We start from the raw sequence: 16,268 nt of genomic DNA, 5'->3' as shown, positions 1-16,268 counted from the left end.
CAGCAACGCTTTCGCACTCAAATTACCCTTGCAAATGAACGAACGTTCATTTATTTTTTGCAATAGGGAGAAACAAGATGGCAAGTGCAGCCGCAAGACCGCAAAGCCGATCCAGGACGGGCGCGAAAGGCCAGGAGACTGCCGCACGTGTGCGCACGGCAGCCCTGAAACGCTTTGCCGCCAACGGTTATGCCGCTGTCTCCATGCGCGAAATCGCCGCCGATGTCGGCGTTCAGCCAGGCGCGCTCTACAACCATTTTCCGACCAAGCAGGACATCCTGAAGGACCTGATGCTCGCCCACATGGGCGAACTCCTTGCTGCCTGGGACGAAGCGGCTTTTCCGGCTGACATGGACCCGCTGGAGCGTTTTGTCCGCTTTCACATCCGCTATCACCTGGAACGGGCGGACGAGGTGTTCATTTCCTACATGGAACTGCGCAATCTCGAACCGGACAACTTCGACATCGTCGAAGCGGAGCGCCGTCGCTACGAGGGCATCCTGACGGGTATTCTGGAAACCGGCTCCGCGGCAGGCCGCTACAGCGTCCGCGAACCGAGGGTCGCCACCCGCGCGATCATCGCCATGCTGACTGGCATTCCGAGCTGGTACCGCCAAGGCGGCCGCCTGTCGAAACTGGATATCGAAGAGATTTACCTGGACCTGGCGCGCAAGGCCGTTGCGCCGGAGAACCGGGACATTCCGGCCCCTCAGGCGTGAAACCGGACGCGTGGGGAGCAAGCAACTGAACTCAATCGACCGTCCACAAGGTTGATCCAAGGGAGACCGGGTGACATGAGCATCCTGAAATCGAGCCTATCGCCGAGAAGCGAACAGTTTGCAGCAAACCGCGCTGCCCACGAAGCGGCCATGGACACCGTCAAGGCAGCAGCCCAGACAGCCCTGGACGGTGGTGGCGAGACCGCCCGACAGCGTCATGTGTCCCGCGGCAAGATCCTGCCGCGCGAACGAGTCTCCCGCCTGCTCGATCCCGGCTCCCCCTTCCTGGAAGTCGGCATGCTGGCCGCCCACGAGATGTATGAGGGCGCGGCTCCCGCAGCCGGCATGATCGCGGGCATCGGCCGGGTTGAAGGCCGCGAGGTGATGATCCTCGCCAATGACGCGACCGTCAAAGGTGGCACCTATTATCCGATGTCGGTCAAGAAACACCTGCGCGCCCAGGAAATTGCCTCGGAAAACAATCTACCCTGTATCTATCTGGTCGACAGCGGCGGCGCCAACCTGCCCAACCAGGACGAGGTCTTCCCGGACCGCGACCACTTTGGCCGCATCTTCTTCAACCAGGCCAACATGTCGGCAAAAGGCATCGCCCAGATCGCGGTCGTCATGGGCTCCTGCACCGCGGGCGGCGCTTATGTGCCGGCCATGTCGGACGAAACCATCATCGTCAAGAACCAGGGCACCATCTTCCTGGCCGGCCCGCCGCTGGTAAAGGCCGCCACCGGCGAGGAAGTCACGGCGGAAGATCTCGGCGGCGGCGATGTTCACACGCGCCTGTCCGGCGTTGCCGATCATCTTGCCCGCGACGATGCCCACGCACTGGCGCTCGCCCGCCGCGCCATCGCCAGCCTCAACCGCACCAAGACCCCATCCGTCGCGCTGCAGACCCCGGAAGACCCGCTCTACGATCCGGACGAAATCCTCGGTGTCGTTCCGGCCGATCTGAAAACGCCCTACGACATCCGCGAAGTGATCGCCCGCACCGTCGACGGATCGCGCTTCGATGAATTCAAGGCCCGGTACGGCACCACACTGGTCTGCGGCTTCGCCCATATCCATGGCATGCCGGTCGGCATTATCGCCAACAACGGCGTTCTGTTTTCCGAAAGTGCGGTGAAAGGGGCCCACTTCGTCGAGCTCTGCTCCCAGCGCAAGGTTCCGCTGGTGTTCCTGCAGAACATCACCGGCTTCATGGTCGGCCGCAAATATGAAAGCGGCGGCATTGCCAAGGACGGTGCCAAGCTGGTGACGGCGGTCGCCACCACCTCGGTCCCGAAGATCACCATGCTGGTGGGCGGCTCCTTCGGTGCCGGCAACTACGGCATGTGCGGCCGGGCCTATTCGCCGCGCTTCCTGTGGACCTGGCCCAATTCCCGCATTTCGGTCATGGGCGGCGAACAGGCCGCCGGCGTGCTTGCCACCGTCCGCCGCGACGGTATCGAGCGCAAGGGTGGCAGCTGGTCGGCGGATGAGGAAAAAACCTTCAAGCAACCGATCATCGATCAGTTCGAACAGCAGGGTCACCCGCTTTACGCGACTGCCCGGCTCTGGGACGATGGCATTGTCGACCCGCGCAAGACCCGGGACATTCTGGGCCTTTCCCTGTCGGCAGCCCTCAACGCCCCGATCGAAGACACCCGCTTCGGTCTCTTCAGGATGTGATCCGATGTCCATCGACGAGCTGAAAGCAAGATACCCCGGCGCCGAAACCTTCAAGTTCGGCGACAATGCGGACCTGTGTGCCCAGCTCATCGCCCTTGTCCGCGCCGGCAGGAAAACCGCCACATGCGGTGCCTTGCAGAGCTATGAGGACGGTGGTGAGGTCCTGCCCGTTCATGGACGGCGGGACATTGCACTGAACTGGGACGACACCCCCGCGCTGGTGATCGAAACACTGGAAGTGTCCGTCGTGCGCTTCTGCGATGTCGGGGAAGACTTCGCCCTGGCGGAAGGCGAGAACGATGACCTCGCCGGCTGGCGCAGGGACCATCAGGTCTTCTTTGAACGCAACGGCGGATTTGACCCGGAAATGGACCTTGTCTGCGAACGCTTCAAGGTTGTTGAAGATCTGCAGCCGGAGCTCAAGCCGTGAGCAGGATCGAGACACACATCGGCGACATCACCCGGCTCGACGTGGATGCCATCGTCAACGCGGCCAACTCATCGCTGCTCGGCGGCGGTGGTGTCGACGGGGCGATCCACCGTGCGGCAGGTCCGGAGCTCCTGGCCGAATGCAGGACGCTTAACGGCTGTGAAACAGGCAACGCAAAGATCACCAGTGGCTACCGCCTGCCCGCCCGCCACGTCATCCACACGGTCGGCCCCGTCTGGAAAGGCGGCACGTTGGGCGAAGCGGACCTTCTTGCCTCCTGTTATGAAACCAGCCTGCGTCTTGCGGCAGAAACCGGCTGCAGAAGCATAGCCTTCCCGGCCATTTCCACCGGCATTTACGGCTATCCGGCCGGCAGCGCCGCGTCGGTCGCGGTGGAAACTGTCAAACGGGTTCTGGAGGACCTGCCGGAAATCGAAACCGTCACACTGGTTGCCTTCGACGAGGCAAGCCATGCCCATCTTCTGGCAGCACTCGGGAGGAAACCTCATGAAGGGTGAAGTCCGCTCGATGGTGGAATGCGGCCCGGATATCGAAGCAGCGTTCCGTGACCAGCATCCCGACATACTGCTGACGCAGCCCCTGACGGCCATCCTGGTTGCGCTCGACGAAGGCAATATCGACAAGGGCGACACCCTCTCCGTCGGCGGCCTGAAGGTGAGCGTGCTGGCAACCGGACGAAGCGCGCTCCTTGCCGACGGGAGCCGGAACTCCATCACGGTGTTCAGCGAGCTGCCCATACAACATATGCCGGATCTTGCTCCGGACCGAACTGCCGATACCCCCGGCGCACTAGTCACTCCCTGGGAGGAGAACTGAGAAATGTTCAAGAAGATCCTCATTGCCAACCGCGGCGAGATTGCCTGCCGGGTGATGGCAACGGCCAAGAAGCTCGGCATCAAGACCGTTGCGGTCTATTCCGATGCGGACGCCAGGGCCAAACACGTTGCCATGGCCGACGAGGCTTTCCGCATTGGACCGGCACCGGTCTCGGAAAGCTATCTGAAGGCTGACAAGATCATCGAAGCCTGCAAGCTGAGTGGCGCCGAAGCCGTGCATCCGGGCTACGGCTTCCTGTCGGAAAATCCGGATTTCGTCGACGCCCTCGACAGGGCCGGCATAGCCTTCATCGGCCCGAGCGCCTCTTCCATCCGCGCCATGGGCCTGAAGGATGCCGCCAAGGCACTGATGGAAAAGGCCGGTGTGCCGGTGGTGCCCGGATATCATGGCGAGAACCAGGACGCGGACTTCCTGAAGGAGCAGGCCGACCGCATCGGCTATCCGGTGCTGATCAAGGCCCGTGCCGGCGGTGGTGGCAAAGGCATGCGCCGGGTCGATGACCCGAAGGATTTTGCAGACGCCCTGAAAGGCGCGCAGCGCGAAGGCGAAGCGAGTTTTGGCGATGGCCGGGTGCTGATCGAGAAATACCTGACCAAGCCGCGCCATATCGAGATTCAGGTTTTCGGCGACAGCCACGGCAATGCCGTGCATCTGTTCGAGCGCGACTGCTCGCTGCAACGTCGCCACCAGAAGGTAATCGAGGAAGCCCCTGCCCCCGGCATGCCGGTAGAAATGCGCCGCGCCATGGGGGAGGCCGCCGTGACCGCGGCCAAGGCCATCGACTATTCCGGCGCCGGCACTATCGAGTTCATCGCCGACGTTTCCGAAGGCCTCAGATCCGACCGGTTCTATTTCATGGAAATGAATACCCGGCTGCAGGTCGAGCACCCGGTTACCGAGCTCATCACCGGCGAAGACCTGGTCGAGTGGCAGCTTCGCGTGGCCTCCGGCGAAACCTTGCCAAAGCGCCAGGAAGATCTTTCCTTCAACGGCTGGGCCTTCGAAGCCCGGCTGTATGCGGAAGATGCGCCGAAGGGCTTCCTGCCGGCCATCGGCACGCTGGAGCATCTGGCCCTTCCGGAAGACAGCGCGCGGGTCGACAGCGGCGTGCGCTCCGGAGATGAAATCACCCCCTATTACGATCCGATGATCGCCAAGGTGATCGTCCACGGCCCGACCCGCCAGGCGGCACTCGGCAAGCTGCTGGCAAGCCTTGAGGCAACGGAAGTTGCCGGCTGCGTCACCAACGCCGGCTTTCTGGCGGCCCTGTGTCGCCATGAAGGTTTTGCCGCGGGCGATGTCGACACCGGCCTCATCGACCGGGATCTGACCCAGCTGATAGAAGAACCCTGCATCCCGGTGGACGCGATTGCCCTTGCCGCTCTCACGGCGCTCGGCCTGACCAGGCCGGCAAGTGGCAACGATCCGTTCGACACGCTGGCCGGATGGCGGATCTGGAGTGCATCGCGCCAGTACGCACTACTTGAAATTGCAGGCGAGCGCCGGGATGTCGAGGTCCATGCCCTCGGCCATCAGCGGTTCGCGGTCCAGCTGGAGGAAGGCTCACGCGAATATGCTCTGGTGAAGGTTGAAGGCGGTGCGATCACCTACGACTGTGACGGCCACCGTGCCCGGGCGGTCGTGGTGGAGGACCGCAAGGGACTGACGGTCTTCCTCGGCGGCCATGCCTTCCCGGTTGCCTTGCCGGACACGCTCAGCGCAGACGAGGAAGCCGGTGGCGCGGACGACAAACTCGTTGCACCGATGCCGGGCCTTGTGAAGGTGCTGAACGCCAGGGCAGGCGAAGCGGTGACCAAGGACCAGCCGCTGGTGATCCTGGAAGCCATGAAGATGGAACACACGCTGAAAGCCCCGAGGGACGGCGTCATCGGCGAGGTTCTGGTGGCAGAAGGTGAACAGGTGACCGACGGCACCGTTCTGCTGGCGCTCGCGGAGGAAGCCGATGCTGCCGCATGACGCCTCAAGCTATGACGACCTTTCCGGCAAGTTCAAATGGGAGATCCCGGACCGGTTCAACATCGGCGTTGCCATATGCGACGACTGGGCGGCACGCGAGCCGAACCGCGAGGCGCTGGTCTATACGGACGAGGACGGCAGCGCCACCAGCTACACCTATGATGACCTTCGGCGGCTTTCCAATCAGCTTGCCAACCTCCTGACCGCCCGAGGCGTCCAGCCAGGTGACCGGATCGGCGTCCTGATGCCTCAAAGGCCCGAAACCGCCTTTGCCCATATTGCGGCCCTGAAACTCGGCGCGATCACCATTCCGCTTTTCACCCTGTTCGGGGAAGAAGCACTTGAGTATCGGCTGAAGGATTCCGGCGCGAAGGCGGTGATCACGGATGCAAGTGGCGCTGCCAAACTGGCGACCATCCGTGACCGGTTGCCGGAACTGACGACCGTCCTTTGTGCAGATGAAGACGTCCCGGGGGCAGAAAGCCTCCATCATCACATGGCCGGACACGAAGGCACATTCCACCCCTTCGACACAGGCCCCGATGACCCGGCAATCATCATCTACACCTCCGGCACCACCGGACAACCCAAGGGCGCCCTGCACGGCCACCGGGTGCTGCTCGGCCATCTGCCGGGCGTCGAGATGAGCCATGATCTTCTGGGCCAGCCGGGTGACAGGATCTGGACCCCGGCGGACTGGGCCTGGATCGGCGGCCTGCTCGACGTTCTGATGCCCGCGCTCTTCCTGGGTGTGCCCGTGGTAGCGTGCCGGTTCAGAAAGTTCACCGCTGAAGCAGCCTTCCAGCTGCTGCAGGACCAGAAGATCCGCAACACCTTCCTGCCGCCAACCGCGCTGAAGATGATGCGTCAGGTGGAAGCCCCGGAAAACCGCTGGCAATTCACCCTGCGGTCCGTTGCCTCCGGTGGCGAGACACTTGGCGCGGAGCTGATCGACTGGGGCCGCCGCACATTCGGTCTGACGATCAATGAATTCTACGGCCAGACCGAGTGCAACATGATCGTTTCCAGTTGCGCCAGACTGATGGAAGCGCGCCCCGGCATCATGGGCCGCCCTGTTCCGGGTCATGATGTCAGCGTCGTCAGCGACACGGGCGAGGAACTGCCTGCCGGATCACTCGGCAACATTGCCGTCAAACGTCCTGATCCTGTGATGTTCCTGAACTACTGGAACAACATGGAAGCGACGGAGAAGAAATTTGCGGGCGACTGGCTTTTGACCGGCGACACGGGCATCAAGGACGACACCGGGTGGATCCGCTTCGTCGGACGGGATGACGACGTCATCACGTCATCAGGATACCGCATCGGCCCGGGAGAGATCGAGGATTGCCTGATCAAGCACCCGGCGGTCGCCATGGCCGGTGTCGTCGGCAAACCCGACAGCCAGCGCACGGAGATCGTCAAGGCGTATATCGTCTTGAAAAGCGGCATTGAACCGACCGACAAACTTGCCGGGGAGATCGCCGACTTCGTCAAGACGCGCCTTGCAGCCCACGAGTATCCGCGCGAAGTCGCTTTTGTCGACGCCCTGCCCCTGACCACCACCGGCAAGGTCATCCGCCGTGAACTGCGCGCCCGTGCCGAGCAGGAAGAGTGATCGTGTCAAACACCGTTTAACGAATGCATCCGCGATTTGCCTGGTGCCGTCCCCGGACGAAGCGCAGCGAAGAACCGGCCTCACCTTTAGGCCTCACGAGAAGCTAGAGAAGAAAACATGTCTGAATTCGTCACCCTGTTTGAAATGGGCCCGCGCGACGGTCTGCAGAACGAGAAAACCTTTGTGCCGACGGCCCAGAAGATCGACCTCGTGGACCGGCTTTCTGCCTGCGGCTTCCGCAAGATCGAGGTGACCAGTTTCGTCAGTCCGAAATGGGTACCGCAGATGGCCGACGCCCAGGAGGTTATGGAAGGCATCTACCGGCACCCGTCCGTGACCTATGCGGTGCTGACACCCAATGTGAAGGGTTATACGGCCGCCAAGAAAGTGTCGGCGGATGAAGTCGCCATTTTCGGTTCGGCCTCGGAAGGCTTTTCCAGAAAGAACATCAATTGCTCGGTTGCCGAAAGCATCGAACGCTTCAAGCCGCTTCTGGAAAAGGCACATGAGGACGGCATCCCGGTTCGCGGCTATGTCTCTTGCGTAACCGACTGCCCCTACGACGGTGCAACGCCACCGGAGAAGGTTGCGGAGGTCGCCAAAACGCTGTTCGATCTCGGCTGCTACGAGATTTCCCTCGGCGATACCATCGGCGCCGGAACGCCGGAGACCATCGGCCGGATGCTGGACGCCGTGCTGACCGCGATCCCTGCGGACAAGCTTGCCGGCCATTTTCATGATACCAAAGGCCGGGCGATCGAGAACATCGAGGTCAGCCTCGAAAAGGGCTTGCGCACCTTCGACAGTGCGGTCGGCGGTCTGGGCGGTTGCCCCTATGCACCGGGTGCCAAAGGCAATGTCGCAACCGAAGCCGTGCTAGACCTGATGACCCGCAAGGGCTTCGAGACCGGCATCGACCGGGCAAAGCTTGCTGAAATCGCCGACTTTGCCCGCACCCTCAGGAGTGTTGACGCATGAGCTTCGAGACAATCTCCCTTGCCGTTGACGACCGGGGCGTCGCAACGCTGACACTCAACCGCCCGGACAAGCACAATTCGCTTTCCGCCACGATGATCTCCGAACTGACGGAAGTTGCCGCACAATTGGCGGAGGACGACACTGTCCGTGTCGTTGTCCTGACGGGTGCTGGCGCCAGCTTCTGCGCGGGTGGCGACCTTGGATGGATGCGCGAGCAGTTCGAAGCTGACCGCGAAACCCGCATGACTGAAGCGCGCAAGCTTGCCATGATGCTGCAGAGCCTCAACGAATTGCCGAAGCCACTGATAGGCCGTGTGCAGGGCCAGGCCTTTGGCGGCGGCATCGGCATGATGAGCGTCTGCGACACCGTGATTGCCGTCGACAGCGCCAAATTCGGCCTGACGGAAGTACGTCTCGGCCTCATCCCGGCAACCATCAGCCCCTATGTGCTGGCCCGCATGGGCGAAGGCAAGGCACGCCGGGTATTCATGTCCGCCCGCCTGTTCGGCGCGGAAGAAGCCCGGGATCTCGATCTTGTGGCGAAGGTCGTGAGCGAGGCGGACCTCGATGCGGCGATCGAAAAGGAAATCAAACCGTATCTTTCCGCTGCCCCTGCTGCGGTAGCCGCCTCCAAGGCGCTGGCCCGCAGCCTTGGCCCGGAAATTACCGAAGAAATCATCGACGACACCATTCGCCGTCTCGCCGAGACCTGGGAAACCCCCGAAGCCCGGGAAGGCATCTCCGCATTCTTCGAAAAGCGAAAGGCGAACTGGGTCGGTTCATAGTTTGCAGCGGCTGATGCCAGTACCGGGTCTTCAGACAATCAAACTCCCCACTCCCTCATCCTGAGGAGCGCGCTGGCGCGCGTCTCGAAGGATGGACCACACAGAACAAGCAGCCCATGCTTCGAGACGGACCTGACAGTCCTCCTCAGCATGAGGATGAATTTGTGGTGAGCTTCAACAAAGCGCTGGAAACAGAAAAACCGCCCTCAATGGCCGGCACTCCGCCTGGCGTGTTCGATCAGGGCCGCGATACGCGCCACTTCCTTCTGTTCCGACTGCGGCGGTTCCTGCGGCGGGCCGCCGTACATGCGTTCACGCCGCTGGCGGATCTTCTTGCGCTGATATTCACTGATCCCGTCAGGAAGCTCCATACCGGCCCTGTCGATGTTGATCAGCACCCGCTGCAGGTCCGGCACCAGTTCGGATGAAATGGTGAAGGTTGCTCCGTCCGGGCGCTTGAAGACCAGTGTCGTGGTGGTTTCAGCCCCATTCAGCAGAACCGCTGATCTCGGCCCCAGCGAGCCGATCGTCGACTGGAACCAGGCAGCCCAGCCGGAAGCGTGCCACAGGCGGATGTCGATCTTTTTCAGATCCTCATACATCACCCGGACGCGCCGGCCGAACTGGGTGAATTCGAAACCGTTGCTGAAGAAACGGACCCAGGATGTCTCCTGTCGTGCGGACACGGTGAACAGCACCGGTGCAATCGAGGCAGGACCCAGGCAAAGCAGCGCCATCAGGGCTGCGCCTCCGCTCCAGTCTGCCATCCCGATGAAAGCTATGGAAAAGAAAGCGGCACCAATCACAAACCCGATCATGTCGAGTACCAGAACCGGCGGATGACATACCGGCTTTACGGCACCGGACGGTACGTTCGGCCGCGGCAAGGCGGCATAGATCCCGGCGGCCGCGATAATGCAGAGCAGGCTGCTGAGCACCGACATGAAAAAATATCCGCCGACTATACCCAGCACGCAGAGGCCGAGAGGCAATATCCGGCGAAGTAATTCAAGTTTTGCTGTTTTGCCCACACCGCTCTCCATGCATTCAGACAGTGGAACCGATACGAACTAGGGGGAGACTTCTGATTCTTGCATTGAATCAACTGAAGCGTTTTAAATCAAGAATGCTGACAAACAATCCAGAAACAATGTAAGCGTTCGGCAAATGGTTCCCGCGAAATGCCCAGAAGAACCAAGAGGAACGATCAGCACTCGCCAGTCCGGCGAGCCTCACGATGCCTTGCGTTCTCGTTCCATGAAGCTGAACATGTTGCGCACCTTGCCGAATTTTGGCGTATCCAGCTCCAGGAACTGATGCATGAGCGTATCTATGTCCTGAGGCGTGAACGGCTTTTTCAGGAAACCGGATATCCCGACGAAGGCCGCGGACCGCTCCAGATAGCTCGTGTCGTTGGTGGACATCATGTAGATGCCGATCTTGCTAGACAGGTCCCGGATCGAACCGGCAAGCTCGATACCGTCGACATCCGGCATGTGAAAATCCGTCAGCACCATCCGGAACTTGCCCGATGCTAGTGTACGAAGTGCCGCCTGCGCGCTGTCGGCTTCCGAGATTTCGAAGTCGAACCGGCTGGCCTCCAGAACCTTGCGCGTCAGTTTGCGCATCGTACCGCTGTCGTCGACGATCAGGATCGGATAGGTCGTCGTCATCGTCATGTAAGTGGCGACGATCTCCGACACATCCTCCTGGGTGAAAGGCTTTTTCAGGAAATGATAGGCCCCCAGCTGCTGAAGCATGTTGGCATTGCGCTCATCAAGGCCGCTTGAAATCGCGACCGTCAGACAATCTGCAGACTTCGTCTCGCTCATCGCGGCGATTACGTCCGGACCATTCAGCCCCGGCATGTTGATGTCGATGAAGGCGATGTCGATCTGTTTCTTCTTCAGAACCTCGACAGCAGAACGACCGTTATCGACATCATCAACCTCGATGTACCGCTTGGAACGATGAACGGCGATGCCGTTGTTGATGACTTCACGAGCGATGCCGCTGTCGTCAGCGACAAGAATGCGGATCATTTTATGCAGCAATTCTCATCACCTTGTGTGCGGCTCTCGCATCGTCACTTGAGGCCATGTCTAAATTAACAAGTACAATAAGGAAACAATTGTATATTTTCTGTTACTGAAGCTCGTCAGGCATTTTACAACCTTTGATATACATAGACTTACATGAATATTCATTCACTCGAATCCAAAATTCTTACAAATAGGATGTAAAGACCGAAACCACATCTGGGAAAACCCCACAAAATATGAGGAAACAGGCTCAACCCGGCGTCACAGGATTCCCGCAGTCGCATTATGGTTCAGTGATTTCCGTCGAATTGGAGCAACCTGTGGCCAGCTTTTTCAAAACACGGGATCCAACCAGCCTGTTTCTGAAAATCAGACGAGGCCAAAACAAGCACCTGCTGGACGATACGATTGTCTCGTGAGGACAAGGGCGCCCACAACCTGCCAAACCAACTCTACGTCAATTTGTAGCGTCAGAATTGGACAATCACCCCGCCTTTTGCAAGGACTGCCGACGAGCCATCAATGTGGCACTTCCCGTCCGACAAACAGAAACCGGATCAGCAGCAGGGCAACACAAGTTCGCCAGCATCAAAGCTGTCACTGCGACCTGTGCAGCCCGTGAATCTGGTGGCAGGGCCAACGATCGCAAAGCTGTTTCTGAAGTCTCGTGACAGCTTGCTCAATTCAGAGGAAAGCATCAGAGAAGGGATAGCCCTGTCGGGCGCACCTGAAGAAAGGAACCTGGGCCTGGAAAGTGGTGCCGCTGAAGGGACTCGAACCCCCGACCCCATCATTACGAATGACGTGCTCTACCATCTGAGCTACAGCGGCGTTCTCCGGCAGATGCCGGGCATCGCGCGATTTGGCGCGGACACTCAGGTCAAGCCCGAGTGCGCCGCTAATTACCGGAGCTTGGCGTCAGATGCAAGAGCCTAAAACCGGTTCTTTCAGGAAGATCACATCTTCCCTTTTCCGGAAGCCAGGCAAACACATGCTCGTCAGCACATTCCGACTATCGCCGCAGCAGCGCTTCAGTTGAAAAAGCGCGGCCGTGGCGTCTTGGCGCTCTCGTCCTCGTCGTCCTCATCCGGGCCCGGATCGTCCGGCATCCGCGACAGGGGAAATTCGATTGGCCGGTTGAGATCCTCTTTGGAACTTCCGGACTTTGTTTCGCCTGTCTTGGCCTCCCCGGCTTTGGCAGCCGATGGCTTTGCATCCGCCGATTTCGGAGTTTCCTCAACCTTGGCCTCAGATGTTGCCTCTGGCTTGGAAGGCGTCTCGGAACCGTTCCGGGTGTCGGTCTTGCCGGTCACACCAGCTTTCGCTGTCCCGGCGTCTTTGCTTGTCACCACGGCAGGTTTGTCGTCTGCCCCGGCTTCGGCTTTTACCGCGCTTTCCTTGGCTGCCGTCTTCTCAACGGTCGCAGCCTTGTCCGAAGGCGCCTTGGTAGCTTCGGCGTCGGGCAGGTCCTTCAGCGCAGGGCTGTATTTGACATCGTCCGTCGTCCCTTCGTAGCCCTGCTTTTCCAGTGGCACAGAGGCAGCGGAAGGTTCCGCGGCGGCTGACTTGGCGCTGCCGGATGTGGCGTCAACCGTCTCGGGTCCCGCAGGCTTGGCAGTGGCAGGCCTGGTGACGGGTTCGGCTTCCAGCACCACCGCGTCGTCATCCACATCTGCAACCGGCCGAACCGGCTCGGCTGGAGTGGCGGACGGCAGGGCCGGCGCCTCGAACAGGCTGTCCTCAAGCAGCGGACCGTCCTCGTCGGACAGACTGCCCGGCGTTGCCCACTGGAACGCATCGAGCTTGCCGGTGACCGGTGACACCGGCTGCCATTCGGCGGAAATGATGCCGTCGGCCATCCAGACCTTGTCGAGCGGCGCACTGACAGCACGGGCCAGCCAGTCGCGTGTGCGGCCCCGGTCACCGTGTTCGGCTTCCTCCACTTCCGCCATCAGCAGAAACGCCTGACGGGTAGGTTCGGACTGCAGGACCTTTTTCAGCTGCTTACGCGCTTCTTCGAACTCGCGCGCCTCCATGGCTGCGCGGGCGATGGCCAGTGCACCTTCGGGAGTGTTTGCCCGCTGTGCGGAAAGCGATTTCACCCGCTTCAAACGATCGACAGCCGAATCGCCGGTACGCACATGGGCATAGGTTTCAGCCAACTCCGGATGCGGGAACAAACGCCAGGTCGCCTCCAACACTTTGGAGGCCTTGCGAATATCGCCCCGGCGCGTTGCCAGACGAGACGTCAGCACGGCGGCCGGCACAAGGTCGAGTGCCAGGCCATGAGCTTCCTTGGCCAGCGAATAGGCCCGTTCCGGCTCGCCATCCTCCAGCTTTGTCGCAAGGGCCGTCAGGATGACGGCGCGCTGACGCCGATAGGTTTTCTTGTCCAGCATCTTTGCGGCGTAGTTGCGCTCCAGGGTCTTGAGCGCTTCGTCCCAATGGTGGGCAACCGCCTGGTAGCCGAGCACGGCCTTGCCGGCCCACTCCAGACCCGGCGATGTCTTGGCAGCTTCCTCCGCGTAGTGGCGTGCTGCCACCGGCTCCCTGTGTCGCTCGGCCTCGATGAAGAGGCCGTGCAGACCAAGCGCCTTGGTGGCCGGATCTTCCAGCATTGCCTCGAAACGCTGACGCGCTTCGTCGTCCTTGCCGGCAAGCTGGGCCGTCTGTGCAAGCAGCAGCTTTGCCGCGGGTTCATCATCCAGCAGCTTGTCGGCGTCCAGCGCGTAGCGGCGCGCCAATTTGGCGTTGCCCGTGCCCAAAGCGATCAAGCCTTGTGACAGCGCATTGTAGCCCTTGTCTTTCCGGCGGCGCCGAAAGAAGCGGCTGGCAATCTGCGGTGATTTCAGGACGACGCGGATCACCCAGACAATCGCCAGGAAGATCGCCAGGAAAATGGCTGCGGCAAGGGCAACAATCGCAGGCGACTGCTCCCAGATGTCCGTCCCGACCTGCTGGCCGCCTTCATAAACCGGCCAGGAAATCTGGATCGTTCCAGGCAGGTCCGCCATCCAGGCAAAGCCCATGGCAACGGCAAACAACAGCGCGAAAAAGAACAGAACGCGGATCATTCAGTTCGCTCCCTGCGACGGCCGGCTCCTGCCGGCACATAGTTCCATTGACGGGCGGGCGAGTGGCCGGCCTGCATTCAGCTATCCTTCGCAGCAAGCGCGTTGAGCACTTCCTGCGAGGCCTTGTCCGTCAGGTCATCAACCTCGACGCGGGCTTCGGCGCGCGTTGCCCAGTCGGCAGCAGCAGCCTGTCCCTGTTCTGGCAGATCCTTGTAGGCGGCAAGTGCCGACTTGAGGTCTCCCTTCCGGACGGCGTTTTCCATGCGCTGCAGGGCAGCTGCCGGCCCATCGCCTTCACCTGAGCCCGAACGACGAACGGTGAACAGCGACTGTGCACTGGTCATCAGGCTGTCGAGTACATCACCGGACCGGTCCGGTTCGGAAAACGTCTGGTAGACAGAGCGCGCAACCGGTGGGAACTGGGCGATCAGCACGGGCACCGGTTCGACACCGGTCTTGGCGTTGGCCTCCAGTGCAGACAGGTCGAGCCCGCCCGGCAGCCCCGCCTTGACGGCGGCCAGCTCGGTTTCATAAGGGCGGCCGGAATCCACGGCTGACTTCAGCGCGGAAACGGACAGAGCCCTGGCAGCAACTTCACGCGCCGTCGCATCGCCCATCGTTGCCTCAACCGCGGCAAGGCGCGTTGAAAGCGCGTCCAGTTCAGAGCGCAAACCTTCCAGCGCTGCCGTGTTGGCCGCGCCGACAGACTTGATGTCGGCAGCCAGCGAAGACAGGGTCTCGGTTGCCCGTGCCTGGCTGTCGGCAAGGGTCTTCAGGGAAACGTCCGACGTCGATACGGCTGTCTGCGCTGCCTTCGCGGTCGCTTCGGTATTGGAAAGTCGGGTTTCCACCTCGGAAAGGGTCGTCTTCAGGTCCGAAAGCTGGCCCTCGAGCCCGGTTACGGAACCCGAAAGCTTGTCGGCTTCGGAAGATGTCGACGTGGTGTCGGTTTCCAGCTTGGCAAGGCGGCTTTCAAGCGGCGCCAGATCCACCTGGCTATCGCCCTTCACTTCCTCTTCCAGCGCGGCCAGACGGCTTTCAAGCGGCTGGAGATCGGCTGGGGTTCCTTCGCCGGTGCCAGCCCCTGCCGAAGCGACGGTGCTGCGCAGTCCTTCGACATCCTGCTTCAGGGCATCGACCGCGGCGCTCAGATCGGACGACGATGCATCCTGCAGTTTGGCTTCAAGCGCGCTGACTTTGCTTTCCAGAGCAGAAACAGCACCGGAGCTGCCCTGGCTGGAGACCGAAGACGTCACGTCGCCGAGTTTTTTCTCCAGATCGGAGATCTTGCGTTCGGCGGCACTGAGCGCGCTGGTGAGCTGCTGGTTCGGCTCGGGCGACAGTTTGACGAGCCCGGCCTGGTAAAGGCCGAAGCCGCCGCCAAGCACCAGGATACCGCCGATAACGGCCGCAATCAGAACACCGAATGCCCCGACACCGCCGCGGTCTTCAGCGGCTGGCGGATTGGAAAAGCTGGTTGATCCCCCTGGACGGGAGCTGCTGCTTGTCGAGGAAGTTCCAGGCTGGCTGGTGGCAGACGTCGATGAGCTTGCCGGAGACGGCGGTTTGCCGGTCGCAGATGACGACCCAGTTGCGCTGGCTCCTGTGGGCTTTCCGGCTGTGGAAGACCCGGCAGTGGTAGACGACGAAGAAGAATAGCCTGATCCGGTCGAGGACGAGGTCGATGCAGACGAAGAGGGCGACGATGTGCTGCCCGAACTGCCGGTGCTGCCGGATGACGTTGTATTTCCGGCTGACGTTGAGCTGCCGGACGCAGTCGTGCTGCCGATACCGCCTGTCTTGGTTGCACCCGCAGTCGTGCCGCCAGACCCCGTCGTGGCGCTCGTCGTTGAGCTCGTACCAGAGGCTGGCTTCGTGTCTGTCGGCTTGGCACCGACCTTCTCTGCGGTCAGATCAATCGTTACCGGCCGCTTGCTGCTGCCGGAGGAAGACGCAGTGCTGCTGCCCGGCTTGTCCTTGCCGCCGGTGCCGCTGCCGCCCGATGAAGATGTCCCGCCCGGGGATTTCTTGTCCGTCGTCATCTCATCTCCTCCTGAACCCTGCCGGTCCCAAGACCTTCACTATACACACCTCTTTGCGAAGC

Annotated in this window: 13 protein-coding genes and 1 tRNA gene; 9 read left to right on the top strand and 5 right to left on the bottom strand. The window is 61.2% G+C overall.

What is annotated here, in order from left to right; all coding sequences use genetic code 11:
* Positions 1-77: 77 nt before the first annotated feature.
* From ACYQ6M_RS25765 to ACYQ6M_RS25725, 9 genes are all read left to right on the top strand, one after another.
* A complete protein-coding gene (locus tag ACYQ6M_RS25765; RefSeq protein WP_460076367.1) occupies positions 78-719 on the top strand; it encodes a TetR/AcrR family transcriptional regulator in 642 nt (213 codons plus the stop codon).
* Between the two features lie 75 nt (positions 720-794).
* On the top strand, positions 795-2,402 hold the full coding sequence (locus tag ACYQ6M_RS25760; protein WP_460076365.1) for a carboxyl transferase domain-containing protein: 1,608 nt from the start codon (positions 795-797) through the stop codon (positions 2,400-2,402).
* A 4-nt stretch (positions 2,403-2,406) separates the two neighbouring features.
* Positions 2,407-2,832, top strand: a complete 426-nt coding sequence (locus tag ACYQ6M_RS25755; protein ID WP_023002915.1) for an ASCH domain-containing protein — start codon at positions 2,407-2,409, stop codon at positions 2,830-2,832.
* Entirely contained in the window at positions 2,829-3,350 is a 522-nt protein-coding gene (locus ACYQ6M_RS25750) for an O-acetyl-ADP-ribose deacetylase (protein WP_460076363.1), read from the top strand. Before ACYQ6M_RS25755 ends, ACYQ6M_RS25750 begins: the two co-directional genes overlap by 4 nt.
* Entirely contained in the window at positions 3,340-3,669 is a 330-nt protein-coding gene (locus ACYQ6M_RS25745; protein ID WP_460076361.1) for a hypothetical protein, read from the top strand. Before ACYQ6M_RS25750 ends, ACYQ6M_RS25745 begins: the two co-directional genes overlap by 11 nt.
* 3 nt (positions 3,670-3,672) lie before the next feature.
* Complete coding sequence (locus ACYQ6M_RS25740) at positions 3,673-5,667, top strand: ATP-binding protein (protein ID WP_460076359.1); 1,995 nt, start codon at positions 3,673-3,675, stop codon at positions 5,665-5,667.
* Entirely contained in the window at positions 5,654-7,285 is a 1,632-nt protein-coding gene (locus ACYQ6M_RS25735; protein ID WP_460076357.1) for an acyl-CoA synthetase, read from the top strand. The genes ACYQ6M_RS25740 and ACYQ6M_RS25735 overlap by 14 nt, the downstream gene beginning before the upstream one ends.
* Positions 7,286-7,402: 117 nt before the next feature.
* The gene (locus ACYQ6M_RS25730) at positions 7,403-8,263 is read left to right on the top strand and encodes a hydroxymethylglutaryl-CoA lyase (RefSeq protein WP_023002910.1); all 861 of its coding nucleotides are present in this window, start codon (positions 7,403-7,405) and stop codon (positions 8,261-8,263) included.
* The gene (locus ACYQ6M_RS25725) at positions 8,260-9,048 is read left to right on the top strand and encodes a crotonase/enoyl-CoA hydratase family protein (RefSeq protein ID WP_447239091.1); all 789 of its coding nucleotides are present in this window, start codon (positions 8,260-8,262) and stop codon (positions 9,046-9,048) included. Before ACYQ6M_RS25730 ends, ACYQ6M_RS25725 begins: the two co-directional genes overlap by 4 nt.
* Positions 9,049-9,254: 206 nt before the next feature.
* Here ACYQ6M_RS25725 and ACYQ6M_RS25720 read toward each other — a convergent pair whose 3' ends face one another.
* The 5 genes from ACYQ6M_RS25720 to ACYQ6M_RS25700 form a co-directional block, all read right to left on the bottom strand.
* Entirely contained in the window at positions 9,255-9,992 is a 738-nt protein-coding gene (locus ACYQ6M_RS25720; protein WP_035907952.1) for a hypothetical protein, read from the bottom strand.
* 288 nt (positions 9,993-10,280) lie between these two features.
* Complete coding sequence (locus ACYQ6M_RS25715) at positions 10,281-11,102, bottom strand: response regulator (RefSeq protein ID WP_460076353.1); 822 nt, start codon at positions 11,100-11,102, stop codon at positions 10,281-10,283.
* Positions 11,103-11,845: 743 nt separating this feature from the next.
* Positions 11,846-11,921 (bottom strand) — tRNA-Thr (locus tag ACYQ6M_RS25710).
* 200 nt (positions 11,922-12,121) lie between these two features.
* Positions 12,122-14,164: a heme biosynthesis HemY N-terminal domain-containing protein gene (locus tag ACYQ6M_RS25705; protein WP_460076350.1), complete on the bottom strand. Its 2,043-nt coding sequence runs from the start codon at positions 14,162-14,164 to the stop codon at positions 12,122-12,124.
* A 77-nt stretch (positions 14,165-14,241) separates the two neighbouring features.
* Positions 14,242-16,206, bottom strand: coding sequence for a COG4223 family protein (locus tag ACYQ6M_RS25700; protein ID WP_460076348.1), 1,965 nt, complete (start codon positions 16,204-16,206; stop codon positions 14,242-14,244).
* Positions 16,207-16,268: the final 62 nt, after the last annotated feature.

It is taken from the genome of Roseibium sp. ROS1 (assembly GCF_054658215.1).
Note: the sequence above shows the minus strand (reverse complement) of the source record. Positions and strands in the feature narration are given on the sequence as shown.

Coding starts and splice junctions, on each gene's coding strand:
- ACYQ6M_RS25765 (WP_460076367.1), top strand. CDS start 78: ATGGCAAGTGCAGCCGCAAGACCGCAAAGCCGATCCAGGACGGGCGCG.
- ACYQ6M_RS25760 (WP_460076365.1), top strand. CDS start 795: ATGAGCATCCTGAAATCGAGCCTATCGCCGAGAAGCGAACAGTTTGCA.
- ACYQ6M_RS25755 (WP_023002915.1), top strand. CDS start 2,407: ATGTCCATCGACGAGCTGAAAGCAAGATACCCCGGCGCCGAAACCTTC.
- ACYQ6M_RS25745 (WP_460076361.1), top strand. CDS start 3,340: ATGAAGGGTGAAGTCCGCTCGATGGTGGAATGCGGCCCGGATATCGAA.
- ACYQ6M_RS25740 (WP_460076359.1), top strand. CDS start 3,673: ATGTTCAAGAAGATCCTCATTGCCAACCGCGGCGAGATTGCCTGCCGG.
- ACYQ6M_RS25735 (WP_460076357.1), top strand. CDS start 5,654: ATGCTGCCGCATGACGCCTCAAGCTATGACGACCTTTCCGGCAAGTTC.
- ACYQ6M_RS25730 (WP_023002910.1), top strand. CDS start 7,403: ATGTCTGAATTCGTCACCCTGTTTGAAATGGGCCCGCGCGACGGTCTG.
- ACYQ6M_RS25725 (WP_447239091.1), top strand. CDS start 8,260: ATGAGCTTCGAGACAATCTCCCTTGCCGTTGACGACCGGGGCGTCGCA.
- ACYQ6M_RS25720 (WP_035907952.1), bottom strand. CDS start 9,992: ATGTCGGTGCTCAGCAGCCTGCTCTGCATTATCGCGGCCGCCGGGATC.
- ACYQ6M_RS25705 (WP_460076350.1), bottom strand. CDS start 14,164: ATGATCCGCGTTCTGTTCTTTTTCGCGCTGTTGTTTGCCGTTGCCATG.
- ACYQ6M_RS25700 (WP_460076348.1), bottom strand. CDS start 16,206: ATGACGACGGACAAGAAATCCCCGGGCGGGACATCTTCATCGGGCGGC.